Annotated in this window: 21 protein-coding genes and 1 riboswitch; of the genes, 12 read left to right on the top strand and 9 right to left on the bottom strand. The window is 56.1% G+C overall.

Annotation, left to right across the window (positions count from 1 at the left end; translation table 11 throughout):
• The first annotated feature begins 2 nt into the window (after positions 1–2).
• Positions 3–2435 carry a bifunctional aspartate kinase/homoserine dehydrogenase II gene (locus tag SIK97_RS14645; protein WP_014227430.1) on the top strand — a complete coding sequence of 811 codons (2433 nt, stop codon included), beginning with the start codon at positions 3–5 and terminating at the stop codon, positions 2433–2435.
• Positions 2436–2474: 39 nt separating this feature from the next.
• On the opposite strand, the gene SIK97_RS14640 is transcribed toward SIK97_RS14645, so the two are convergent.
• Positions 2475–2846 (bottom strand): carboxymuconolactone decarboxylase family protein, encoded by a 372-nt coding sequence (locus SIK97_RS14640; protein WP_004856015.1) that lies wholly within the window; start codon positions 2844–2846, stop codon positions 2475–2477.
• A gap of 90 nt (positions 2847–2936) precedes the next feature.
• On the opposite strand from SIK97_RS14640, the gene SIK97_RS14635 reads away from it, so the two are divergent.
• Together SIK97_RS14635 and metF are read left to right on the top strand one after the other, a co-directional pair.
• Positions 2937–3842 (top strand): LysR family transcriptional regulator, encoded by a 906-nt coding sequence (locus SIK97_RS14635; protein ID WP_057173443.1) that lies wholly within the window; start codon positions 2937–2939, stop codon positions 3840–3842.
• A 166-nt stretch (positions 3843–4008) separates the two neighbouring features.
• A complete protein-coding gene (gene metF / locus SIK97_RS14630) occupies positions 4009–4896 on the top strand; it encodes a methylenetetrahydrofolate reductase (protein WP_057173444.1) in 888 nt (295 codons plus the stop codon).
• 122 nt (positions 4897–5018) lie between these two features.
• Here metF and SIK97_RS14625 read toward each other — a convergent pair whose 3' ends face one another.
• The 4 genes from SIK97_RS14625 to SIK97_RS14610 all read right to left on the bottom strand — a co-directional run bounded on the left by SIK97_RS14625 (position 5019) and on the right by SIK97_RS14610 (position 8787).
• Positions 5019–5768, bottom strand: a complete 750-nt coding sequence (locus tag SIK97_RS14625; protein WP_049102723.1) for a DeoR/GlpR family DNA-binding transcription regulator — start codon at positions 5766–5768, stop codon at positions 5019–5021.
• 128 nt (positions 5769–5896) lie between these two features.
• Complete coding sequence (gene gldA / locus SIK97_RS14620) at positions 5897–7000, bottom strand: bifunctional L-1,2-propanediol dehydrogenase/glycerol dehydrogenase (protein WP_014227433.1); 1104 nt, start codon at positions 6998–7000, stop codon at positions 5897–5899.
• A gap of 55 nt (positions 7001–7055) precedes the next feature.
• A complete protein-coding gene (gene fsa, locus SIK97_RS14615) occupies positions 7056–7718 on the bottom strand; it encodes a fructose-6-phosphate aldolase (protein ID WP_057173445.1) in 663 nt (220 codons plus the stop codon).
• 205 nt (positions 7719–7923) lie between these two features.
• Positions 7924–8787: an AraC family transcriptional regulator gene (locus tag SIK97_RS14610; RefSeq protein WP_025106568.1), complete on the bottom strand. Its 864-nt coding sequence runs from the start codon at positions 8785–8787 to the stop codon at positions 7924–7926.
• Between the two features lie 151 nt (positions 8788–8938).
• On the opposite strand from SIK97_RS14610, the gene zinT reads away from it, so the two are divergent.
• Positions 8939–9586: a metal-binding protein ZinT gene (gene zinT, locus SIK97_RS14605; RefSeq protein ID WP_025106569.1), complete on the top strand. Its 648-nt coding sequence runs from the start codon at positions 8939–8941 to the stop codon at positions 9584–9586.
• 96 nt (positions 9587–9682) lie between these two features.
• On the opposite strand, the gene ppc is transcribed toward zinT, so the two are convergent.
• Together ppc and argE are read right to left on the bottom strand one after the other, a co-directional pair.
• A complete protein-coding gene (gene ppc, locus SIK97_RS14600) occupies positions 9683–12334 on the bottom strand; it encodes a phosphoenolpyruvate carboxylase (protein WP_032747324.1) in 2652 nt (883 codons plus the stop codon).
• A gap of 253 nt (positions 12335–12587) precedes the next feature.
• Positions 12588–13739: an acetylornithine deacetylase gene (gene argE / locus SIK97_RS14595; RefSeq protein WP_014227436.1), complete on the bottom strand. Its 1152-nt coding sequence runs from the start codon at positions 13737–13739 to the stop codon at positions 12588–12590.
• A 184-nt stretch (positions 13740–13923) separates the two neighbouring features.
• Between argE and argC the strand changes: the two genes are divergently transcribed.
• From argC to oxyR, 4 genes are all read left to right on the top strand, one after another.
• Positions 13924–14928, top strand: coding sequence for an N-acetyl-gamma-glutamyl-phosphate reductase (argC, locus tag SIK97_RS14590; RefSeq protein WP_004870566.1), 1005 nt, complete (start codon positions 13924–13926; stop codon positions 14926–14928).
• A 6-nt stretch (positions 14929–14934) separates the two neighbouring features.
• Positions 14935–15711: an acetylglutamate kinase gene (gene argB / locus SIK97_RS14585; protein WP_086544362.1), complete on the top strand. Its 777-nt coding sequence runs from the start codon at positions 14935–14937 to the stop codon at positions 15709–15711.
• A gap of 77 nt (positions 15712–15788) precedes the next feature.
• Positions 15789–17162: an argininosuccinate lyase gene (gene argH / locus SIK97_RS14580; RefSeq protein ID WP_014227439.1), complete on the top strand. Its 1374-nt coding sequence runs from the start codon at positions 15789–15791 to the stop codon at positions 17160–17162.
• A 267-nt stretch (positions 17163–17429) separates the two neighbouring features.
• Positions 17430–18347: a DNA-binding transcriptional regulator OxyR gene (gene oxyR / locus SIK97_RS14575; protein ID WP_014227441.1), complete on the top strand. Its 918-nt coding sequence runs from the start codon at positions 17430–17432 to the stop codon at positions 18345–18347.
• On the opposite strand, the gene sthA is transcribed toward oxyR, so the two are convergent.
• Positions 18330–19730, bottom strand: coding sequence for a Si-specific NAD(P)(+) transhydrogenase (sthA, locus tag SIK97_RS14570; protein WP_004116922.1), 1401 nt, complete (start codon positions 19728–19730; stop codon positions 18330–18332). The genes oxyR and sthA overlap by 18 nt on opposite strands.
• 196 nt (positions 19731–19926) lie before the next feature.
• Between sthA and fabR the strand changes: the two genes are divergently transcribed.
• Positions 19927–20562, top strand: coding sequence for an HTH-type transcriptional repressor FabR (gene fabR, locus SIK97_RS14565; RefSeq protein WP_004107582.1), 636 nt, complete (start codon positions 19927–19929; stop codon positions 20560–20562).
• A gap of 15 nt (positions 20563–20577) precedes the next feature.
• Positions 20578–20937 carry a YijD family membrane protein gene (locus SIK97_RS14560; protein WP_004856046.1) on the top strand — a complete coding sequence of 120 codons (360 nt, stop codon included), beginning with the start codon at positions 20578–20580 and terminating at the stop codon, positions 20935–20937.
• Between the two features lie 46 nt (positions 20938–20983).
• On the opposite strand, the gene trmA is transcribed toward SIK97_RS14560, so the two are convergent.
• Positions 20984–22084 carry a tRNA (uridine(54)-C5)-methyltransferase TrmA gene (gene trmA / locus SIK97_RS14555; protein ID WP_032719444.1) on the bottom strand — a complete coding sequence of 367 codons (1101 nt, stop codon included), beginning with the start codon at positions 22082–22084 and terminating at the stop codon, positions 20984–20986.
• Positions 22085–22200: 116 nt separating this feature from the next.
• Positions 22201–22383, top strand: a riboswitch (cobalamin riboswitch).
• A gap of 65 nt (positions 22384–22448) precedes the next feature.
• Between trmA and btuB the strand changes: the two genes are divergently transcribed.
• Both btuB and murI read left to right on the top strand, forming a co-directional pair.
• Positions 22449–24317 (top strand): TonB-dependent vitamin B12 receptor BtuB, encoded by a 1869-nt coding sequence (btuB, locus tag SIK97_RS14550; RefSeq protein WP_057174112.1) that lies wholly within the window; start codon positions 22449–22451, stop codon positions 24315–24317.
• On the top strand, positions 24262–25116 hold the full coding sequence (murI, locus tag SIK97_RS14545) for a glutamate racemase (protein ID WP_071957375.1): 855 nt from the start codon (positions 24262–24264) through the stop codon (positions 25114–25116). Before btuB ends, murI begins: the two co-directional genes overlap by 56 nt.
• Positions 25117–25234 lie beyond the last annotated feature (118 nt).

Raw genomic sequence — 25234 nt, 5'->3', positions numbered from 1 at the left:
ACATGAGTGTGATTGCGCAGGCAGGGGCGAAGGGTCGTCAGCTGCACAAATTTGGTGGGAGTAGTTTAGCGGATGCGAAATGTTACCTGCGCGTCGCGGGTATTATGACGGAGTATTCGCAGGCGGGCGACATGATGGTCGTCTCTGCCGCCGGCAGTACCACCAACCAGTTGATCAGCTGGCTGAAGCTCAGCCAGACCGATCGCCTTTCTGCGCATCAGGTGCAACAATCGCTCCGTCGTTATCAGATGGAGCTCATCTCCGGACTGCTGTCACCAGACGCAGCCGACACGCTGATTGCCATCTTTATTCAGGATCTTGAGCGCCTTGCCGGGCTGCTTGACGGCGGCGTCACCGACGCGGTATACGCCGAAGTCGTCGGTCACGGCGAAGTCTGGTCGGCCCGCCTGATGGCGGCGGTGCTGAACCATCTTGGCGTAGAAGCCGCCTGGCTGGATGCGCGTAGCTTCCTGCGCGCCGAGCGCTCCGCGCAGCCGCAGGTGGATGAAGGCTTATCCTATCCGCTTTTGCAGCAGCTGATAGCGCAGCACCCGAACAAGCGTCTGGTGGTGACCGGCTTTATTTCGCGTAACAACGCCGGGGAAACCGTCCTGCTGGGACGTAACGGTTCCGACTATTCCGCCACCCAAATCGGCGCCCTGGCCGGGGCGTCTCGCGTCACTATCTGGAGCGACGTGGCCGGGGTCTACAGCGCGGATCCGCGTAAAGTGAAAGACGCCTGCCTGCTGCCGCTGCTGCGCCTGGATGAGGCCAGCGAACTGGCCCGCCTGGCGGCGCCGGTGCTGCATGCCCGTACGCTGCAGCCGGTCTCCGGCAGCGATATCGATTTACAATTACGCTGTAGCTACACCCCGGATCAGGGCTCAACGCGCATCGAACGCGTGCTGGCTTCCGGTACCGGGGCGCGTATCGTGACCAGCCATGATGATGTCTGCCTGATTGAGTTCCAGGTACCCGGCGGCCAGGATTTCAAACTGGCGCATAAGGAGCTGGACGCTATTTTAAAACGCGCCCAGCTGCGTCCGCTGGCGGTTGGCGTACACGCCGACCGTAAGCTGCTGCAGTTCTGCTACACCTCTGAAGTGGCCGACAGCGCGCTGAAGCTGCTGGACGAAGCGGGGCTGCCGGGCGAGCTGCGCCTGCGTCAGAAACTGGCGCTGGTGGCGATGGTTGGCGCTGGCGTGACCCGCAATCCGCTGCACTGCCACCGTTTCTGGCAGCAGCTGAAGGGCCAGCCGGTAGAGTTTACCTGGCAATCAGAAGAGGGCATCAGCCTGGTCGCGGTGCTGCGCGCCGGGCCGACGGAAAGCCTTATTCAGGGGCTGCATCAGTCGTTGTTCCGCGCGGAAAAACGCATTGGCCTGGTGCTGTTTGGCAAAGGTAATATCGGGTCCCGCTGGCTGGAGCTGTTCGCTCGCGAGCAGACCACGCTTTCCGCCCGCACCGGGTTTGAATTCATCCTTGCCGGGGTCGTGGATAGTCGCCGTAGCCTGCTTAATTACGAAGGCCTTGACGCCAGTCGCGCGCTGGCTTTCTTTAATGATGAGGCCGTTGAGCAGGATGAAGAGTCGCTGTTCCTGTGGATGCGCGCGCATCCGTACGATGATTTAGTGGTGCTGGACGTAACCGCCAGCGCGCAGCTGGCCGACCAGTACCTCGATTTCGCCAGCCATGGTTTCCACGTTATCAGCGCGAATAAGCTGGCTGGCGCCAGCAGCAGCAGTAAGTATCGCCAGATCCACGACGCGTTCGAGAAGACCGGGCGCCACTGGCTGTACAACGCCACCGTCGGCGCCGGTTTACCGGTCAACCATACGGTGCGCGATTTAATTGATAGCGGCGATACCATTCTGGCGCTGAGCGGTATTTTCTCCGGCACCCTCTCATGGCTGTTCCTGCAGTTTGACGGCACAGTGCCGTTTACAGACCTCGTCGATCAGGCCTGGCAGCAGGGGCTGACGGAACCGGACCCGCGCGTCGATCTCTCCGGGAAAGACGTCATGCGCAAGCTGGTGATCCTGGCCCGTGAGGCGGGTTACAACATCGAGCCGGATCAGGTGCGCGTTGAGTCGCTGGTGCCCGCCCACTGCGAAGAGGGGTCTGTCGATCACTTCTTTGAGAACGGCGAAGCGCTGAACGAGCAGATGCTGCAGCGTCTGGAAGCGGCGCGCGAAATGGGCCTGGTGCTGCGCTACGTCGCGCGCTTTGACGCTAACGGTAAAGCCCGCGTCGGCGTTGAAGCGGTGCGCGAAGAGCATCCGCTGGCGGCGCTGCTGCCGTGTGATAACGTCTTTGCTATCGAGAGCCGCTGGTATCGCGATAACCCGCTGGTGATCCGCGGTCCGGGCGCCGGTCGTGATGTGACCGCCGGGGCGATTCAGTCGGATATCAACCGTCTGGCGCAGCTGCTGTAGCCATAAATTAAAGACCAGGCAACGCCTGGTCTTTTCACCTTAGTGTGCCGCGAAAACTTCTTTGGCGGCAAACAGGCCATTCAGGGCCGCCGGGAATCCGGCATAGACCGCCATCTGCATGATCACTTCCGTAATCTCTTCCTGCGTCAGCCCGACATTTAACCCGGCGGCAATATGCACTTTTAGCTGCGGCGCGGCGTTACCGAGCGCCGTGAGCGCGGCGATAGTGGCAATTTCACGGCTGCGTAAATCGAGCCCTGGCCTGGCGTAAATATCGCCGAAGGGGAACTCAATCAGATAGCGGGCAAAATCGGGGGCGATATCCTTCAGGCTGTTGACGACGGCGTCGCCGCCTTTGCCGTCCACGCGCTGTAGCATTTCTCGTCCGATGGTATAACGTTCGCTGGTCATGGCTTTTCCTCAGTGTGATGATGCGTAATGAGGAAGGTTAGGGAAGTTTTCCTGACTTGAGTAATACCCTTTTCGTGATACCTTTTCAGTATGACAAATTCACGTTTACACACTCTGGATATTCGCCTGCTGCGCTACTTTGCGGTGGTGGCGGAGGAAAATAACATCAGCCGGGCCGCGCAGCGGCTATTTATTTCGCAGCCGCCGCTGAGCCGTCATATTCGCCATCTGGAAACGCAGCTGGGGGTAACGCTATTCTTGCGGCATACCAAAGGTCTGATCCTTACCGACGAGGGAAGACGGGTGCTGGATATCATTCGGCCTCTGCTGGCGCTTCAGGATCGCACCCTGACGGCGTTGAGCCAGCTCTCTGCGCCCGCGCAGCAGCCTCTGCGTCTGGGGTTGACCACCGCCTTTGAGCAAGGCGTTTTCGCCGCCGCGGAATCCGCTCTGGGTGAGTACACCGGCGCATTGCACATCACTCGTCAGTCATCACCGACGTTGGCCCAACTGGTGCGAAAGGGCAAGCTCGATGCGGCGCTGGTGGCGCTGCCGCTGAATACCGAGGGGCTTCACCTGCATCCTTTGTCTTACCAGGAGCCGCTTATCGCGGCGCTACCCGCATCCTGGCCGGAGGCCGCCAGGGCGGAGCTGACGTTAAGCGCACTCAATCATCGGCCGCTGTTCTGGTTTAAACGCGAGCGTAATCCCGATTTTTTTGACTATACGCGACGTATTTTTGACCGGGCAGGCTATGTGCCCACCTACGTGGAGGAGCCTGCCGAGCATGATGTTCTGCTGGCGCGGATTGCGCGCGGAGAAGGCCTGATCCTCCTGCCGGCCTCTTTTTCCGCGATTCAGCGGCAGGGGGTCGTCTTTTGTCCTTTGCAGGATGCCAGCCAGCAGCTTCCGCTTAGGCTGGGAATGGTGACGCTGCCCGCAAATGAGAGGGTCCGGGAAAGGGTAACAGCAGTCGTTGAAAAATCATTGCCTTAGCGAAAAAGAGATGAATTAATTTCATCCTGGCTGAATATTCCTCACTGTTTACGCTGATTTTTCTATTGACGCGGATGCCCTTTTCCGTCATTTTTACATCTGGACGTCTAAACGTATAGAAGTTCGCGACACAACAAACAATAAAATGCGATTGATGAGGTAAGGTATGAGCTTTTTTCACGCCAATCAGCGGGAAGCCCTGAATCAGAGCCTGGCGGAAGTGCAGGGCCAGATTAACGTCTCCTTTGAATTCTTTCCGCCGCGCACCAGTGAAATGGAGCAAACCCTCTGGAAATCCATCGATCGCCTGAGCAGCCTGAAGCCGAAGTTTGTCTCCGTGACCTACGGCGCTAACTCCGGTGAACGTGACCGCACCCATAGCATTATCAAAGGTATTAAAGAGCGTACCGGTCTGGAAGCCGCCCCGCATCTTACCTGTATCGATGCCAGCCGCGATGAGCTGCGTGCCATTGCTAAAGATTACTGGGATAGCGGGATTCGCCATATCGTTGCGCTGCGTGGCGACCTGCCGCCTGGCAGCGGTAAGCCGGATATGTACGCGGCCGACCTGGTGACTCTGCTGAAAGAGGTCGGGGACTTTGATATTTCCGTTGCGGCTTATCCGGAAGTCCATCCGGAAGCCAAAAGCGCGCAGGCCGATCTGCTTAACCTGAAGCGCAAGGTCGAAGCCGGAGCAAATCGCGCGATTACCCAGTTTTTCTTTGATGTTGAAAGCTACCTGCGTTTTCGCGACCGCTGCGTCTCTGCGGGTATCGACGTCGAAATTATTCCGGGCATTCTGCCGGTCTCTAACTTCAGGCAGGCGAAAAAATTTGCCGATATGACCAACGTGCGTATCCCGACGTGGATGGCGAAAATGTTCGAAGGTCTGGACAATGACGCCGAAACCCGCCAGCTGGTGGGGGCGAACATCGCCATGGATATGGTGAAGATTCTCAGCCGCGAAGGGGTGAAGGATTTCCATTTCTATACCCTGAACCGCGCGGAAATGAGCTACGCGATTTGCCACACTTTAGGCGTGCGCCCGGCGTAAGCAGGCTTCAGATTTCCCCGTCCTTCTCTTCTCTCTGCGGCGTCAAAACATCTTCGGCGCCGCTTGTTCTGGTTATTTCCTTAAAACATCTTTACGGGCGGTAAAACGGGGCGCCTGCGCCATCAGAGGTGACTATCCGCCAGCAGCAGCGGTACGTTTTGCGTTTGCATCAGAGAGAGGATATCGGGGGAGAGGCCGGTCTGGCTGATAACGAGGTCAAGGTCTGCCAGGCGGGCATGGCCTGCAAGGAACGTTTGACCAAATTTACTGCTGTCCGCCAGCAGGATTTTTTGCCGCCCGGCGCGCATCAGCGCTTGTTTGACGTGGGCATCGGTCATTTCAGGAACCGTCAGCTCTCCAAGATCGTTGACGCCCTGAGTGCTGAGGAAGACTTTGTCGGCGTGGATATGACGAAAGAAGTCGGCGGTACTGAAAGAGACCATTCCCTGGCTGGCGTCTTCATATTCACCGGGCGCGACGATCAACTTGATATTTTTTCTTCCTTTCAGGAGATTAACCACCGGAATGGAGTTGGTTATCACCATGATTTTCTTATCGAAAATAAAATGAGCGAGCGCCAGCGGCGTGGTGCCGCAGTCGATAATAATCGTGTCGCCATCTTCAACCTGCTCGGCGGCTTTCTGGCCAATCAGGTGCTTATCATCGGCCATTAGTATCGATTGCAGCTGAAAGCCGGGCTCGACGCTGGCGCCGCGGGTTAAGTAGGCTCCACCGTAGGTTGTTTTTACAATGCCTTGTTTTTCAAAGAAAGAGAGATCGCGACGGATGGTCATTTTGGTGACGCCGAACTTTTCGGCGAGGTCATTGACGACGACTTTTTTGTCCTGTTGCAAAATGGCGTAAATGCTCATTCTTCGATTTGATGACTGCATATCTACGATTCACCCAAAGGAAAATCGCACTATAAAATACATCGTTTTGGCGGGCAATGGCGGGCGAAAAGAACATACCCGCCTGCTGGCGGGTATGTCGCGAGGGTTTATTCCCACTCTTGCAGGAAGCGTTGACCGTACTGGTCGGCCACCAGAAGCGCGGCATAGACCTGATCCGGCGTCGCGCCGCCGGGCATATTGTGGATGGTTTCACCTTCCGCGCAGGCGGCTTCCGCCACGGTACGCATTTTGCCCGGGATATCGACTTTAATATCCAGCTGCGCCAGGGTGATAGGCAGCCCGACGCTATGGCACAGCGCCGCTACGGTTTCGATCTCTTCCACCGGCGCGTTTTCCAGTACCAGCTGCGTAAGCGTACCGAAAGCCACTTTTTCACCATGGTAGTAGTGGTGAGCGTCCGGAATAGCGGTCAGACCGTTATGGATAGCGTGCGCAGCCGCCAGGCCGCCGCTTTCAAAGCCGACGCCGCTCAGGTAGGTGTTGGCTTCAATCACCCGTTCCAGCGCCGGCGTCACCACGTGCTGCTCCGCCGCCAGCATCGCTTTTTCGCCCTCTTCAACCAGCGTGTTGTAGCACAGTTCAGCCAGCGCCAGCGCCGCCTGGGTGCATTTTCCGCCCGCCATGGTGGTCGCGCCGCTGCGGGAGCAGGCACGCGCTTCAAACCAGGTCGCCAGCGCATCACCGATACCGGCTGCCAGCAGGCGCGCCGGGGCGCCTGCAACGATTTGCGTATCGACAATGACCATGTTCGGGTTGCGCGGCAGCATCAGGTAGCTATCAAACTCGCCGTCATCGGTATAGATGACCGAGAGCGCGCTGCACGGCGCGTCGGTGGAGGCAATCGTCGGGGCAATAACCACCGGCAGATTCATAAAATGTGCTAATGCTTTTGCGGTATCCAGCGTCTTGCCGCCGCCGATACCCAGCACGGCGGTGCAGCGGGCGGAACCGGCAATATCACGCAAGCGGTTGATTTCGTTATGTGAGCATTCGCCGCCAAACGGTGCGATTTCGCCAGCCAGCCCCGCATCCGCCAGGCTTTTACGCAGTTTTTCTTCGGCAAAACCGAGTACGAATTTATCGCCCACGATGAGCCAGCGTTCTGCCAGTGGCTTGAGGTATCCACCAAGGCGGGTAATGACGTCCGCGCCCTGAATGTACTTACCGGGTGATTGAATAATGCGATCCATTTCTATTCCTCCTGGATGACCGTGATGCCACCCCCTGGGCAGCTCGCCGATCGGGTTACAGGTTTAGCGTTCCAAAAGCGTTATTCCAGTCCTGCTCAAACTTCTCAATAGCTGACTCTACCGCAGGGGTACCGAGCATTTGTTGCGCTACATCTAACGGAAGGGTGATCGCTTCGCAGCCTGCTAACAGGCAATCCAGCGCCTGGCGCGGCGTCTTAAAGCTGGCGGCCAGCACTTTGCTTTCCGGCGCATGCAGCTCCAGCAGGGACTGCAGCTCCTGGACCATGCGGATGCCGTCACCGCCCTGGGCGTCGACGCGGTTGACGTACGGCGCCACATATTTTGCCCCGGCCAGCGCGGCCAGCAGGCCCTGAGATGCGCTATATACCGCCGTACCCAGCGTGGGGATACCTTCTTTTTTCAACAGCTTGATAGTGGCAAGGCCTTCGGCGGTGACCGGGATTTTTACCACGATACCGGGGACGGCGTTACTCAGGCGTTTGGCTTCTTCCACCATGCCCTGCGCGTCGCGGCTCATGGTCTGGGCGAACAGAATACCTTCCGGACCGACGGCTTTTTGCAGGCGCGGAAGAACATCCCAAACCGGCGTTTTACCGGCTGCGATAATGCTCGGGTTGGTGGTCACGCCGGCCAACGGGTAGATGCGCGCCAGGCGTTCAACTTCTGCTACGTTTGCGGTGTCCAGATAGAGTTCCATGATGCTTTCCTCAATGCTTAATTCGGTAGTGTCGTTGAGGAAAGAATACGGCTTTCACGCGGAGGGTCGCCAGATGACAAATTTGCCAAAAACTGGATAAATGTACGTATTGCGGTTAAGGATGATTTAGATCACATTTATCCCGCAACCCGGATTAAAATGGGAAAACAAGAACGCACAAAAGTCAGGTTTAACACACAAAAATCTAGTTTTTTAGCGAAGCCGTTTTTTCCGTCAGCTGGCTGTGATACTGACGGCGATACTCCGACGGCGAGCGCTCGGTGTTTTTGCGAAACAGGCGGCAGAAGTAGTTGCTGTCGGCGAAACCACAGGCGTGGGCGATATCTTTCACTTTCATATCGTGGCCTTTTAGCAGCATTCTGGCCTGCTCCAGACGGATGTGATTCAGGTATTCGTTAAAGCCCATTGGCCCGCATTTCTGGAACAGATGGGAAAGATAGTTTGGTGAGAGATAAAACGCCTGCGCCACCGACTCGCGGGTTAACGGGTCGGCAAAATGGGCATCAATATGTTTACGAATCGCTTCAAAAAGCGCCTGGCTGCGCGATGACGTTTGTACCTGGCTGCCCAGCAGATCGGCACAGTGGCTGAGCAGGCTGGTGACAATACAGCGGGCCGTGTGCTGTTCCTGCGGCTGCATCTGCATTTCATTCAGCGCCTGCAGCAGAAACGATCCAACCCGGGGGCCGCGGCGAGGAACCTGCTGTTTATCCAGCACGTTAAGCGCGCTGCCGTCCCAGTGGCGTAGAACGAATTCCAACTGCTGCTTACCAAATAAGACAGTTAACAGCGTGGAGGGCATCAGCCACTGCGGGTCATTCCATCCGCCTGCGGGGACGTACAGCACATCGTGCGGCGTCAGCTGCGCCTGGTCGGCCTTAATCGCCGGATCGCGAAGCTGCCCCGCAAGCATGATTTCGAGGCGCGGAAAATCGACGCTTAGCGCTTTCTCAGAAGCCGGTCTGGATTCTGTGGAAAAGTGGACTTTGCCGATTACCGCCGGGCCTTTAATAAAAGAATCAATGGCCTGATTAATGTCGCTATCCATTCTCTCTCCGCGTCGCGCGATCCCGTTTCATCATACCTAACAAACTGGCAGAGGGAAAAGCCGCGCGATTTTTCTGCGAAGAGAGTTGTAAGATTTGATTGATATGTTATATCGTAACATATTATTGCAAACCTAAACTCAGGAGAGAGTGATGACCCGAAAGATTTCCGCACTTATGCTTGGTGTAAGCCTGGTCCTGGCGAGCAGTCAGGCGGTCGCCCACGGCCACCATAGCCATGGCCCGGCGCTGACCGAAGCGGAGCAGAAGGCGAGTGAAGGCATTTTTGCCGACCAGGACGTAAAGGACAGGGCGCTGAGCGACTGGGAGGGTATCTGGCAGTCGGTTAATCCCTATCTGCTGAACGGCGATTTAGATGCCGTGCTGGAGCAGAAGGCCAAAAAAGCCGGTAAAAGCGTGGCGGAATATCGGGAGTATTATAAGAAGGGCTACGCTACCGATGTGGACCAGATTGGTATCGAAGATAACGTCATGGAGTTTCACGTCGGGAAAACCGTCAACGCCTGCCGGTACGCCTATTCCGGCTACAAAATTCTGACCTACGCATCCGGTAAAAAAGGCGTGCGCTACCTGTTCGAATGCCAGCAGGCGGATTCAAAAGCGCCGAAGTTTGTTCAGTTTAGCGATCACACCATCGCGCCGCGCAAGTCCCAACATTTCCATATCTTTATGGGCAATGAGTCCCAGGAAGCGCTGCTGAAAGAGATGGATAACTGGCCAACCTACTATCCTTATGCCCTGCATAAAGAGCAGATTGTCGACGAAATGCTGCACCACTAATAAAAAAAGCTCCGGTAAACGCAATGCTTACCGGAGCTATGGTTTTTAACCCGGCTCGCGCTACGCTTAGCCGGGCTACAGGTTTCTCAGGGCGAACTAGCCGGTGTTACGCATGCCTGCCGCAACGCCTGCGATGGTGACCATCAGCGCTTGCTCAACGCGCGGGTCCGGTTTTTCACCTTTCTCTTCCGCCAGACGTGAACGATGGAGCAGCTCGGCCTGGAGCACGTTCAGCGGGTCGGTATAGATATTACGTAGCTGGATGGACTCCGCGATCCACGGCAGGTCGGCCATCAGGTGGGAGTCGTTGGCGATTGCCAGTACCACGTTGATATCGGCGGACAGCAGTTCACGCAGCTCTTCGCCCAGCTTCCACAGTTCCGGTTTCACCAGACGCTGATCGTAATATTCCGCCAGCCACAGGTCGGCTTTTGAGTAGACCATCTCCAGCATGCCGAGGCGGGTAGAGAAGAACGGCCAGTCGCGGCACATGCTTTCCAGCTCGCTCTGCTTGCCGCCTTCAACGACTTTTTGCAGCGCGGCGCCGGCGCCCAGCCAGGCTGGCAGCATCAGGCGGTTTTGCGTCCACGCGAAGATCCACGGAATAGCGCGCAGCGACTCGACGCCGCCGGTCGGGCGACGTTTTGCCGGACGCGAGCCCAGCGGCAGTTTGCCCAGCTCCTGCTCCGGCGTCGCGGAACGGAAGTAAGGAACAAAATCTTTATTTTCACGCACGTAGCCGCGATACATCTCGCAGGAGACGTCGGACAGCTCGGCCATGATGTCGCGCCATTGCGCTTTTGGCTCCGGCGGCGGCAGCAGGTTGGCTTCCAGAATCGCGCTGGTGTAGAGCGACAGGCTGCTGATGGTGACTTCCGGCAGGCCGTATTTAAAGCGGATCATCTCGCCCTGTTCGGTAACGCGCAGACCGCCTTTCAGGCTTCCCGGAGGCTGAGAGAGCAGGGCCGCGTGCGCCGGCGCGCCGCCGCGGCCGATAGAACCGCCGCGACCGTGGAACAGCGTCAGTTCAATGCCGGCTTTTTCACAGGTCTTAATTAACGCGTCCTGCGCCTGATACTGCGCCCAGGAGGCGGCCATCACGCCCGCATCTTTCGCCGAGTCGGAATAGCCGATCATGACCATCTGCTTGCCCTGGATAAAGCCGCGATACCAGTCGATATTCAGCAGTTGGGTCATAACGTCGTCGGCGTTATTCAGGTCGTCCAGCGTTTCGAACAGCGGGGCGACCGGCAGCGCGAAGCCGATGCCGGCCTCTTTCAACAGCAGATGCACGGCCAGGACGTCTGACGGCGTTTTCGCCATCGAAATCACGTAGGCCGCAATAGAGCCGCGCGGCGCTTCGGAGATGACTTTGCACGTCTCGAGCACTTCGCGCGTTTCTTCGCTTGGCTCCCACTGGCGCGGCAGCAGAGGACGCTTGGAGTTCAGTTCGCGGATCAGGAAGGCCTGTTTATCGGCTTCTGACCAGCTTTCATAGTCGCCGATGCCGAGATAGCGGGTCATTTCGCCCAGCGCTTCGGTGTGGCGGGTGCTTTCCTGACGGATATCGATACGCACCAGCGGTACGCCAAAGGCTTTTACGCGGCGCAGGGTATCGAGCAGCTCGCCGTTGGCGATAATGCTCATACCGCAGGCTTGTAGCGACTGGTAACAGGCGTAAAGCGGTTCCCACAGCTGCTCGTTTTGCGTGATAAGGCCCGCCGGTTTCGGCAGTTTCTGTCCTTTCAGGCGCGCTTCCAGCCAGGCCTGGGTCTCCATCAGCTGCGTGCGCAGTTTTTTCATCAGGTAACGATAGGGTTCCTGAGCGCCTTCCGCGCCTGCCAGCTCACGCAGCTCGTCAGTGCACTCAACCATCGACAGCTCGGAAATCAGCAGCTGGACATCTTTCAGGAACAGATCGGTTGCCTTCCAGCGGCTGAGCAGCAGGACGTGGCGGGTAATGTCGGCGGTCACGTTCGGGTTGCCGTCGCGGTCGCCGCCCATCCAGGACGTAAAGCGAACCGGAACAAAATCGACCGGCAGCCGATAGTTCAGGTTATCTTCCAGCTGTTCATTCAGCTCGCGCAGGTAGTTCGGTACGCCTTCCCACAGGCTATTTTCGACAACCGCGAAGCCCCATTTGGCTTCATCCACCGGGGTAGGGCGATGCTTGCGGATTTCATCGGTGTGCCACGACTGGGCAATCAGCTGGCGCAGACGGCGCATGACCTGATGACGTTCATAGTCCGCAATGTCGTTGTTATCGAGCTGCTTCAGGCAGCTGTTGATCTCGCCCATCTTGTGGATCAGCGTACGACGCGTGATTTCGGTCGGGTGCGCGGTCAGCACCAGCTCCAGCGACAGGGATTCAACGGCTTGTTTAATAATCGTTTCGTTGAGATTGGGTTGCTCTTTGAGCTTTCTCAGGGTGCGGGCAATCACTTCCGGATTACTGGCCGCTTCGCCTTTTGGCGAAATGCTGTGGTATTGCTCAGCGGTATTCGCCAGGTTCAGAAACTGGCTAAAGGCGCGCGCCACCGGCAGCAGCTCGTCGTTGGACAAGTTTTGCAGCGTGGTGAGCAGCTCCTGGCGGTTGGCTTCATTGCCAGCGCGAGAAGATTTGGACAACTTACGGATAGTTTCGACACGATCAAGAATGTTTTCTCCCAGCGCATCCTTGATGGTGTCGCCCAGCACCTTACCGAGCATACTGACATTACTACGCAAAGCGGAATATTGTTCGTTCATGTTACCCCAGACACCCCATCTCATTTTATTTTGTTATATCCGGCGCTCGATAATTTGAGCAGTGGATAAGCAACCGTCTTTATAAAGCCACGTAAAAACCCCCACGTCAATTGTTGCGAAATCGCTTCAGCAAACGAATAAATGGCGGCAATTTGCGAAATTTAACTCGGAGGTCGCTTGATAAGCGTTGCTTATGAAAATGTGATAATTGTCACCCTCTCGCGCCGATAAAATCGCACGAGAGAATGGGTATTTAATGCCAGCAAAAATGGTGAACCACCTGAGTGATGAGCTCGCGGGTCGGCTTAATAAAGCGCGTTTCCAGGTACTCATCCGGCTGGTGGGCCTGGTTGATAGAGCCCGGGCCTAACACCAGCGTTGGGCAGAGGGTCTGAATAAACGGCGCTTCGGTACAGTAGTTGACCACGTCGGTTTGCGCGCCGAGGAGTTTTTCTACGACCTCAACCAGCTTATGGTCCGGCGGACATTCGTAACCGGGGATCGGCGGATGCAGTTCAGCAACGGTCAGGCGACCAGGCCAACGCTCGCTCACCGGCGCCAGCGCCTCGTTCAGCAGCCCGTTAAGATCGTTGAGGGTCATTCCGGGCAGCGGGCGAATATCCATATGCAGTTCGCAGCAGGCGCAAATGCGGTTGGAGGCATCGCCGCCGTGAATTGCCCCGAGGTTAAGTGTGGGATACGGGACGGTAAACGCGGCGTAGTGATAACGCTCTTTTAAGTCGTCGCGCAGCTGCATGATGCGGCCAATGGCGTCGTGCATCAGTTCAATCGCGTTGACGCCGCGTGCCGGGTCGCTGGAGTGGCCCGACTGCCCCTGAATGCGAACCGCGTTGGACATGTGGCCTTTGTGCGCGCGTATCGGCTGCAGCGACGTGGGCTCGCCGATAATGGCGCAGTCCGGTCGCAGCTGGGTCGTCTCGGCGAAGTAGCGGGCACCGGCCATGCTGGTCTCTTCATCGGCCGTCGCCAGAATATAGAGCGGCTTTTTCAGCTGAGTGACGTCAACGTCGCGCAGGGCGTCGAGAATAAAAGCGAAGAAGCCTTTCATATCCGCGGTGCCGAGACCGTACAGCTTATTGTCGTGCTCGGTCAGGGTAAAAGGGTCGCGGGTCCAGCGGCCATCATCAAACGGGACGGTATCGGTGTGCCCGGCAAGCAGCAGGCCGCCAGCGCCGTGGCCGCTGCTGGCCAGCAGGTTGAATTTATTACGCGTATCCGGGACTGGCTGAACTTCAACATTAAAGCCGATATCGCGGAACCAGCCTGCCAGTAAATTGATTAAAGACTCATTGCTTTGATCCAGCGCCTCTTCGGTTGCGCTGATGGAAGGTGTGGCGATCAGCGCGCGGTAAATCTCGATAAAGGGCGGTAATTTGTTTTTCATTGTTGACACACCTCGGGTCGTGATAGTATCAATATTCATGCATTATTTGTGAATAAAAATACATTATCGTTGAGCGTAAGAAAACCCATCGAATGTAAGGATGATGCTCTTACGGCTCAACAGGGTGGGGAAGGCAACGGTCTTCCAGGGCAAATATACGTAAGCAAGAAGGTGAAGAGCCCCAATGTTGAACACGCTGATTGTGGGCGCCAGCGGTTATGCCGGCGCAGAGCTAGTGGCCTATGTAAATCGCCATCCTCATATGACCATAACCGCATTGACGGTCTCCGCGCAAAGCAATGATGCGGGAAAATTAGTTTCCGATTTGCATCCGCAGCTGAAAGGCATTGTCGATCTGCCGCTGCAGCCGATGTCCGATATCAGCGAGTTTAGCGCCGGAGTCGATGTCGTTTTTCTGGCTACCGCGCACGAGGTAAGCCATGACCTGGCGCCGCAGTTTCTCGCCGCTGGCTGCGTCGTGTTCGATCTCTCCGGGGCGTTCCGCGTTAATGACGGCGCCTTCTATGAAAAATATTACGGTTTCACTCATCAGCACCCTGAACTGCTGGAGCAGGCGGTTTACGGCCTGGCCGAGTGGAGCGTCGAAAAGCTAAAAGAAGCCAATCTGATCGCCGTACCGGGCTGCTACCCGACGGCGGCTCAGCTATCGTTAAAACCGCTGATCGACGCGGGGCTGCTGGATCTTAACCAGTGGCCGGTGATCAACGCGACCAGCGGGGTCAGCGGCGCCGGGCGTAAAGCCTCTATCGGCAATAGCTTCTGCGAAGTCAGCCTGCAACCCTACGGCGTTTTCAACCACCGTCATCACCCGGAAATTTCAACCCACCTGGGCGCGGACGTTATTTTTACTCCGCATCTGGGCAATTTTAAGCGTGGGATTCTGGAAACCATTACCTGCCGTCTGAAGCCTGGCGTGAGCAAAGAGCAGGTGGCGGCGGTATTCCAGCAGGCCTATGCGGATAAGCCGCTGGTACGTTTATACGATAAAGGTGTCCCTGCATTGAAAAATGTCGTGGGTCTGCCATTCTGTGATATCGGTTTTGCGGTCCAGGATGAACATATCATCGTGGTGGCGGCGGAAGATAACCTGCTGAAAGGCGCGGCCGCGCAGGCCGTGCAGTGCGCAAATATTCGTTTCGGCTTCGCTGAGACGCAGTCTCTTATTTAAGGTGTGATGATGAATCCTTTAATTATCAAACTTGGCGGCGTCCTGCTGGACAGCGAAGAAGCGCTTGAGCGCCTGTTTACGGCACTGGTGAACTACCGCGAATCCCATCAGCGCCCGCTGATTATTGTGCACGGCGGCGGCTGCGTGGTGGATGAACTTATGAAGCAGCTCAACCTGCCGGTGAACAAGAAAAACGGTCTGCGGGTCACGCCGGCGGATCAGATCGACATTATTACCGGCGCGCTGGCGGGAACCGCCAACAAAACGCTGCTGGCGTGGGCGAAGAAGCACGGCCTGGCTGCCGTTGGGCTATTCCTCGGCGATGGCGATAGCGTCAAAGTGACGCAGCTTGATGAAGAGCTGGGTCATGTCGGATTCGCTCAGCCGGGTTCTCCGGCGCTGATTAACACGCTGCTGGCGGGCGGTTATATGCCGGTCGTTAGCTCCATCGGCGTCACCGATGAAGGCGAGTTGATGAACGTTAACGCCGACCAGGCGGCGACCGCGCTGGCGGCAACGCTCGGCGCAGACCTGATTCTGCTGTCTGACGTAAGCGGCATTCTTGATGGCAAAGGGCAGCGCATCGCGGAAATGACCGCCGAGAAGGCTGAACAGCTGATCGAGCAGGGCATTATCACCGACGGCATGATCGTCAAAGTGAATGCGGCCCTGGACGCGGCGCGGACATTAGGCCGCCCGGTCGATATCGCCTCCTGGCGCCACGCGGAGCAGCTCCCTGCGCTGTTTAACGGCACGCCGATCGGCACGCGTATTCTGGCATAATCAATTTATCATTTTGTCGACCCGGTAAGCGTAGCGTCGCCGGGTAATAAAATTCAAAGATATTAAGGAAGCATGTTATGGCACTTTGGGGTGGGCGTTTTACTCAGGCAGCGGATCAGCGGTTCAAACAGTTCAACGACTCTTTGCGCTTTGACTATCGCCTGGCGGAGCAGGATATCGTTGGCTCTGTTGCCTGGTCCAAAGCGCTGGTGACGGTGGGCGTACTGTCCGCCGATGAGCAGCTACAGCTGGAAGAGGCGCTGAACGTTCTGCTGGAAGACGTGCGGGCTAACCCTCAGCAGATCCTTGAAAGCGATGCGGAAGATATTCATAGCTGGGTGGAAGGTAAGCTGATCGACAAGGTCGGCCAGCTGGGCAAAAAGCTGCACACCGGGCGTAGCCGTAATGACCAGGTGGCGACCGACCTGAAGCTGTGGTGCAAAGATACCGTGATGGAACTGCTGTCGGCGAATCGTCAGCTACAAAGCGCGCTGGTTGAGACGGCGGAGAATAATCAGGACGCCGTTATGCCGGGCTATACCCACCTGCAGCGCGCGCAGCCGGTGACGTTTGCCCACTGGTGTCTGGCCTATGTCGAAATGCTGGCGCGTGATGAAAGCCGCCTGCAGGATGCGCTTAAACGTCTGGACGTCAGCCCGCTGGGCTGCGGAGCGCTGGCGGGTACCGCCTATGAAATCGATCGTGAACAGCTTGCCGGCTGGCTGGGCTTCGCATCGGCGACCCGCAATAGCCTGGACAGCGTGTCCGATCGCGATCACGTACTGGAACTGCTGTCCGATGCCTCAATCGGTATGGTCCATCTGTCGCGTTTTGCTGAAGATCTGATCTTCTTCAATACCGGCGAAGCGGGCTTTGTTGAGCTTTCTGACCGCGTGACTTCTGGCTCATCCCTGATGCCGCAGAAGAAAAACCCGGATGCGCTGGAGCTGATCCGCGGTAAATGCGGCCGCGTGCAGGGTGCGCTGACCGGCATGATGATGACCCTCAAAGGGCTACCGCTGGCCTACAACAAAGATATGCAGGAAGATAAAGAAGGCCTGTTTGACGCGCTTGATACCTGGCTCGACTGCCTGCATATGGCGGCACTGGTGCTCGACGGTATTCAGGTAAAACGCCCGCGTTGTGAAGAAGCCGCGCAGCAGGGTTACGCCAACGCCACCGAACTGGCGGATTACCTGGTTGCCAAAGGCGTACCGTTCCGTGAAGCGCACCATATTGTCGGTGAAGCGGTAGTGGAAGCCATTGCCCAGGGCAAGCCGCTGGAGGATCTGCCTCTGGCCGATTTGCAGAAATTTAGCCCCGTGATTGCGGATGACGTCTATCCGATTCTGGCGCTGCAGTCGTGTCTGGATAAGCGTGCGGCTAAAGGTGGCGTTTCTCCTCAGCAGGTGGCTCAGGCGATTGCCGACGCTAAACAGCGTCTGGTGTGATCCGCCTGCGGGGCTGCTTTTAAGGCGGTAAATATACGAAGCTCGGGTAACTCCGGGCTTTTTTATGCAAAAAAAAGCGGACACAAGGTCCGCAAAAGTTCACGTTGGCTTTAGTTATCCGGGTAGAGAGGTGATGAGGAAGCTCAATGATTTTCTGAACTTTTCCTCATTTATGGGTTTATTATTGAACAGAAACCTTGATAGGGATAATCGTTCGTTGCTATTCTATCTATCGCCATGGACTATCGTGGCGATGGAGGATGAATAATGAATATTCGCGATCTTGAATATCTGGTAGCGCTAGCCGAACACCGCCACTTCCGCCGTGCGGCGGATTCTTGCCACGTCAGCCAACCGACGCTCAGCGGGCAAATCCGTAAGCTGGAGGATGAACTTGGCGTGATGTTGCTGGAGCGCACCAGCCGTAAGGTTCTGTTCACCCAGGCAGGGCTGCTGCTGGTGGATCAGGCGCGTACCGTGCTACGAGAAGTCAAAGTGCTTAAGGAAATGGCGAGCCAGCAGGGAGAGACCATGTCCGGGCCGCTGCATATTGGACTGATCCCGACGATTGGCCCTTATCTGTTGCCGCTGATTATCCCGATGCTGCACCAGACCTTTCCCAAGCTGGAAATGTATCTGCATGAAGCACAAACCCATCAGCTTTTAGCGCAGCTTGATAGCGGTAAGCTCGACTGCGCGATTCTGGCGCTGGTCAAAGAGAGCGAAGCGTTTATTGAGGTGCCGCTGTTTGATGAGCCCATGATGCTGGCTATCTACGAAGATCACCCGTGGGCGAACCGCGAGTGCGTGCCGATGTCGGACCTGGCCGGTGAAAAGCTGCTGATGCTGGAAGATGGGCACTGCCTGCGCGATCAGGCGATGGGCTTTTGCTTTGAAGCGGGCGCCGATGAAGATACCCATTTCCGGGCGACGAGCCTCGAAACGCTGCGTAACATGGTGGCTGCCGGTAGCGGCATCACGCTGTTGCCAGCCCTGGCCGTGCCGCAGGAGAGAAAGCGCGATGGCGTGGTCTATGTGCCCTGCATCAAGCCGGAGCCGAGACGTACCGTGGGGCTGGTTTATCGTCCGGGTTCGCCGCTGCGTAGCCGCTATGAACATCTGGCGGAGGCCATCCGCGGTAAGATGGATGGCCATTTCGACGCCGCGTTAAAACAGGCGGTTTAAGCCATTTAACGCCGCGACCCGATAGGCTTCCGCCATCGTCGGATAGTTAAAGGTGGTGTTAACGAAGTACTCAATGGTGTTACCACCGCCTTTCTGCTCCATTATCGCCTGGCCGATGTGAATAATTTCGGCCGCGCGCTCGCCAAAGCAGTGAATCCCGAGGATCTCTTTCGTTTCGCGATGAAAGAGGATCTTCAGCGTACCGACGCTCATGCCGACGATCTGCGCCCGGGCCAGATGTTTGAACTGCGCGCGACCCACCTCGTAAGGCACCTTCATTGCCGTCAGCTGCTGCTCGGTTTTACCGACGGAGCTGATTTCCGGAATGGTGTAAATCCCGGTAGGGATATCCTCAATCAGGTGCGCCGATGCCTCGCCTTTCACCAGCGCCTGGGCAGCGATGCGGCCCTGGTCGTAGGCGGCGGAGGCCAGGCTTGGATAGCCAATCACATCGCCGACGGCATAAATATGCGGCAGGGCGGTTTGATACATGCTGTTGACCTTCAGCTGGCCGCGGCTGTCGGTTTGCAGACCGATATTTTCCAGCGCCAGTGAGTCGGTGTTCCCGGTGCGGCCGTTAGCGTACAGCAGGCAGTCCGCTTTGAGCTTTTTGCCGGATTTCAGATGCATGATGACGCCGTCATCAACGCCCTCAATCTTTTCGTACTCTTCATTGTGGCGAATGACCACGCCGCTGTTCCAGAAATGATAGGAGAGCGAGTCGGACATCTCCTGATCGAGGAACGCCAGCAGACGATCGCGGGTGTTGATCAGATCCACTTTGACTTCCATTCCCCGGAAGATCGACGCATATTCGCAGCCGATCACCCCGGCACCGTAGATGATCACATGGCGCGGTTCGTGATGCAGGCTGAGAATCGAGTCGCTGTCATAAATGCGCGGATGATGGAAGTCGACGTCTGCCGGATGGTACGGGCGTGAACCACAGGCAATCACGAACTTTTCCGCCGTCACCGTTTCCACGGTACCGTCGTGGCACTCCAGCGCGATAGTGTGTTCATCAACAAAATGGGCATTGCCCTGCAGGATTTCGCAGTGGTTACGCTCATAGAAACCCTGACGCATATGGGTTTGCTGGTTAATGACGCTGTCGGCATGGTTCAGGATGTCGGCGAAGGAAGAACGAAGAAGACGGGAATGGTCGCTGTAGAGGGGATTTTGGTTAAACTCGATAATACGGCTGACGGCATGGCGGAGGGCTTTTGACGGGATGGTCCCCCAGTGGGTACAACCGCCGCCGACGTTATGGTAGCGCTCAATGACGGCAACGCGTGCTCCCTGTTTCACCAGCCCCATGGCGGCGCCTTCTCCGCCAGGACCGGAACCAATCACAATTGCATCATAATCCCAAGAGTGTGACATGGCATTACTCACCTGTTTTATACATAAAATAAACACGATGATAACATTCGCCGCGCTTTAACCCAATTATCGTTGTGCTTTTTTGCGGCATAAAAGCAGAAACAGCTCGTAAACAATCATTCACAATCCAGTGTAAACCGATTAGTTCTAATCTCTGGTATAGTGCCGGAAGGGCTTATGGAAGGATTCAGACAACGTGATGGGCGTAAGAGCGCAACAAAAAGAAAAAACCCGGCGTTCGCTGGTGGAAGCGGCATTCAGTCAGCTGAGTGCTGAGCGCAGTTTTGCCAGCTTGAGCCTGCGCGAAGTGGCGCGGGAAGCGGGGATCGCCCCGACGTCCTTCTATCGTCATTTTCGCGATGTCGATGAGCTGGGTCTGACCATGGTGGATGAAAGCGGGCTCATGCTGCGCCAGCTGATGCGCCAGGCGCGCCAGCGTATCGCTAAAGGCGGCAGCGTCATTCGTACCTCTGTTTCCACCTTTATGGAATTCATTGGCAACAACCCGAACGCCTTCCGCCTGCTGCTGCGGGAACGCTCCGGTACCTCCGCGGCGTTTCGTGCCGCCGTGGCGCGTGAAATTCAGCATTTTATCGCGGAACTTGCCGACTATTTAGAAATCGAAAACCATATGCCGCGCGCCTTTACCGAAGCGCAGGCTGAAGCTATGGTCACCATCGTATTTAGCGCTGGCGCCGAGGCTCTCGATGTGGGCCCGGAGCAGCGTCGACAGCTGGAAGAACGCCTGGTGCTGCAGCTCAGAATGATCTCGAAAGGCGCGTATTACTGGTATCGCCGTGAACAAGAAAAAATATCAAATCATTCCGAATAACGTGAAGGACGAGCAATGAAACACTCAGTACAAGATAGAGGTACGCTGCTGCTGGCGCTGATCGCAGGTTTATCCATTAATGGTACCTTCGCCGCGCTGTTCAGCTCCATTGTCCCTTTTTCCATCTTCCCCATTTTGTCGTTGGTGCTGACGGTTTACTGCCTGCATCAGCGCTATCAGAATCGTAGTATGCCCGTGGGTTTGCCGGGGCTCGCCGCTGCCTGTTTTATTCTCGGGGTGCTGGTTTACAGTACCGTCGTGCGCGCGGAATATCCGGACATCGGCTCTAATTTCTTCCCGGCGGTTCTGTCGGTGATTATGGTGTTCTGGATTGGCTACAGGTTACGCAACCGCAAGAACGCGGTCGCTGAATAATCTCTCACCCGGCAGCAGCGCTGTTGCCGGGTTTTCTCGCGCAGCTTTACTTCTTCGTTAGCAGCACGCCGCATTCCATATGATGGGTATAGGGGAACTGGTCGAATAGCGCCAGGCGCGCGATCTCGTGGGTCTCACTGAGCGTTTCCAGGTTCTGGCATAGGGTCTCCGGATTGCAGGAGATATAGAGAATACGCGGATACGCCTGCACCATTTTCTCCGTTTCGCTATCCAGCCCGCTGCGCGGCGGATCGACGAAAATCGTCTCGCACTGATAGCTCTTCAGATCGATTCCCTGCAGGCGGTTAAACTCCCGCACGCCGTTCATCGCCTGGGTAAACTCTTCCGCTGACATGCGGATAATCTGCACGTTATCAATGTGGTTCGCTGCAATATTGTATTGTGCCGCCGCGACGGACGGTTTGGCGATTTCCGTTGCCAGCACGCGTTCGAAATTACGCGCCAGCGCCAGCGAAAAGTTGCCGTTGCCGCAGTACAGCTCAAGCAGGTCGCCGGTTGCGCCTTTAGTGGCGTCGATAGCCCACTCCAGCATCTGAATGTTCATCGCCGCATTTGGCTGGGTGAAGCTATTCTCAACCTGACGATAGATCATTTCACGCCCGCCAACCGGCAAGCGTTCATCGATATAGTCTTGATCCAGCTCGATTTTAGTTTTCGTGGCGCGGCCAATCAGGTGCACATTCAGATTTTGCGCCCGCAGCGCATCGCGCAAGCGCGACGCGTGCTGACGCCATTCATCGTCGAGCTTTTTATGATACAGCAGCGATATCACGGCCTGGTTACTCAGGGTGGTGAGATAATCCACCTGAAACAGTTTGTGGCGCAGTACCGGGTTATCGCGTACGCCCTCAATCACCGCGGCCATCAGCTGATTAATCAGCTCGCTGGCGGCCGGGAAAGTCTCGACGCGGATCCGGGATTTGGTCTGCTGGTCGAACATAATGTGGTACAGATCGTCGCCATCGTGCCACAGGCGAAACTCTGCGCGCATGCGGTAGTGGCTGACCGGCGAACGAAACACTTCCGGAACCGGGGCGCTAAAAGGCGCCATCATTTTCTGCAAACGGACGACTTTTTCTGCCAGTTGCGCTTCATATTGTTCGGTAGGAAGGTGTTCGGGGGTCATGATGCATCCTGAATAAAATAAGTACGCGGGGATTGTAGGGAAAGCGCCGGGGATGTCCAGCCCTGATGATATAAGGAAATATAACGGTAGAAGTCTGGACATCTATATGTTTCTGATTATAGCATCGTGCTACCGGTCCTATGAGTTAATAGGGAATCCAGTGTAAATCTGGAGCTGACGCGCAGCGGTAAGGAAAAGTGGGATGAGCGCATTATGCAGACACTGCGGCTATTTAGCGGGAAGTCCTCGTCCATTAAACACTCCAAGCCCGAAGACCTGCCGGAATACGTCGCATTTGGTTTCTATCATCGCGTGCTACTGATAGAGCCGGCGGCATCCTTTGTTTATTACGGATGCTTTAAAAATGATTAAAAAAGCTTCGCTGATGACGGCGCTCTCCGTCACGGCATTTTCCGGCTGGGCGCAGGACAGCAATTCAGATACGTTAGTGGTGACAGCAAACCGTTTTCAACAGCCGGTCAATACGGTTCTTGCGCCGACCGATGTGGTTACCCGGGAAGATATCGATCGCTGGCAGGCGAAAGATTTAAACGATGTGATGCGCCGATTGCCTGGCGTGGACGTCGCGCAAAATGGTGGCATGGGTCAATCCTCCTCTCTGTTTATCCGTGGTACTGAAGCCAAACAAGTTCTGGTGCTGGTTGACGGCGTTCCCATGGCCCGACCGGGTATTACAAATAACCCCGATCTGAACCAGATTCCTTTGTCGCTGGTGCAGCGCGTCGAATATATCCGCGGCCCGCGTTCAGCGATTTATGGTTCCGGGGCAATGGGCGGCGTGATTAACGTCATTACGCATTCCGATAAAGAACAATCCAAAATTACCGCTGGGGTAGGAGCGAAAGGCTACCAACAATATGACGGTACCCTGCGCCATCGCTTTGGCGATACGGTGGCGACGGTTGCGGGTTCTTATGAGGGTAATAAAGGCTTTAACGTTCAGCCCGATTCAACCTGGGATCACGACGGCGATCGCGACGGTTTTCGTAATAAAACGTTTTGGGGCAGCCTCGAGCATAAATTTAACGAGAATGTTGACGGTTTCTTCCGCGGACACAGCTACACCAACAACTCTGATTACGATCTGGGAAGCCCGCCGTATAGCCCGGCCTACAGCGCCGATGAAAGCCAGCTCTATAACCAGAGCTGGGATGCGGGGCTGAACTTTAATTCCGGAATTTATTCCTCCCAGCTCATCGCCAGCTATCAGAAGATAAAGGACTACAACTACAGCAGTATTTATGGCCGTTATAATGATGGGACGACGCTCGACAGGATGACGCAGCGTAACCTGCAGTGGGGCAATAACGTTATTGTCGGCCATGGCTCTGTCAGCGCTGGGGTGGACTGGCAGCAGCAGCGGTTAACTTCATCAGATACGGCGATGTCGGATACCTACAAACGTGATAATACGGGACTGTACCTGACGGGCCAGCAGCAAGTTGGCGACGTGACCCTCGAAGCGTCCGGACGTGAAGACCACGATGAGCAGTTTGGCTGGCACGGTACCTGGCAGACTACTGCAGGCTGGGAGTTTGTCGAAAATTATCGCCTGACTCTCGGCTACGGTACCGGCTTCCTCGCGCCTTCTTTAGGGCAACAGTTTGGCTCCACTCGATTTGGTATCAACGCGAATCCTAATCTGAAACCTGAAGAGTCGAAACAGTGGGAAGCTGGGCTGGAAGGGCTCACCGGTCCCGTGGACTGGCGCTTGTCCGCGTACCATTACAAAATTACTAACCTGATTACCTATTATTCCGATCCTGTTACCTATGACGGGGAGTACGACAATATCAATGCCGCGACGATTAAAGGCGTGGAATGGACGGGAAGTATCGATACCGGTATTTTCAGCCATCGCGTAACGTTGCAGTATGTCGATCCGCGCAACGATGATAACGGTGAAGTGCTGGCCCGACGTTCTAAACGACAGGCAAAGTATCAGCTGGACTGGTCCATGTTTGATGTCGATATGGATGTGTCCTGGCAGTATTATGGGAAGCGTTACGATAACAACACCTCCCAATACAACAATACGCAAAGAATTTTGCCGAGCTACAGCACGGTAGACGTTTCTGCATCGTATCCGATCACCGATCGCCTGACAGTTCGTGGTAAAATAGCTAACCTGTTCGATAAAGATTACGAGACAGCTTATGGCTACCAAACTGCAGGACGAGAATACTACTTGTCTGGCAGCTACACCTTCTGATCCACGTCCCACCGTGCTGGTGTTTGATTCCGGCGTCGGTGGGCTGTCGGTTTACAATGAGATTCGGCAGCTTCTGCCGAATCTGCATTATATCTACGCTTTCGACAACGTTGCTTTCCCCTACGGCGAGAAGAGTGAAGAGTTTATTGTTGAACGCGTCCTGGAGATTGTGACTGCGGTTCAGCAGCGTTACCCTCTGGCGCTGGCCGTTATTGCCTGTAACACCGCAAGTACCGTTTCCCTCCCCGCCTTACGCGATAAATTCGCCTTTCCGGTTGTCGGCGTCGTTCCGGCGATAAAACCGGCGGCCCGCTTAACGGCGAATGGCGTTGTTGGCCTGCTGGCGACGCGCGGAACGGTAAAACGCCCTTATACGCGCGAACTGATCGCCCGTTTTGCGAATGAATGCAAAATCGAAATGCTGGGGTCGGCAGAGCTGGTAGAACTGGCAGAGGCCAAACTGCACGGTGAACCGGTCCCGCTGGATGAACTGCGGCGTATCCTGCGTCCCTGGCTACGAATGCAGGAACCACCTGATACGGTTGTGCTGGGGTGTACGCATTTCCCTCTAATACAAGACGAGCTGCAGCAGGTTCTGCCGGAAGGGACGAGAATGATCGACTCCGGAGCGGCGATTGCGCGTCGCACCGCCTGGCTATTAGAGCACGAAGCGCCTGACGCAAAATCGAGTGATGCCAATATTGCGTACTGTATGGCGCTGACGCCTGAAACTGAGCAGCTTTTGAGCGTTTTGCGGCGCTATGGCTTCGAGTCGCTGGAAAAACTGGCGCTTTCATAGCGTTTTGCACAAAAAAGAGACGGTTGAAAGATTTTTTGAAAACAGGGCTTGTCAACGTCTCAGAACTCCCTATAATGCGCCTCCACTGACACGGAACAACGGCTTACAGCCCGCCGGG

This window comes from Klebsiella sp. JN_Kp126 (genome assembly GCF_033843325.1).
GTDB classification, from domain to species: Bacteria; Pseudomonadota; Gammaproteobacteria; order Enterobacterales; family Enterobacteriaceae; genus Klebsiella; species Klebsiella michiganensis.
Note: the sequence above shows the minus strand (reverse complement) of the source record. Positions and strands in the feature narration are given on the sequence as shown.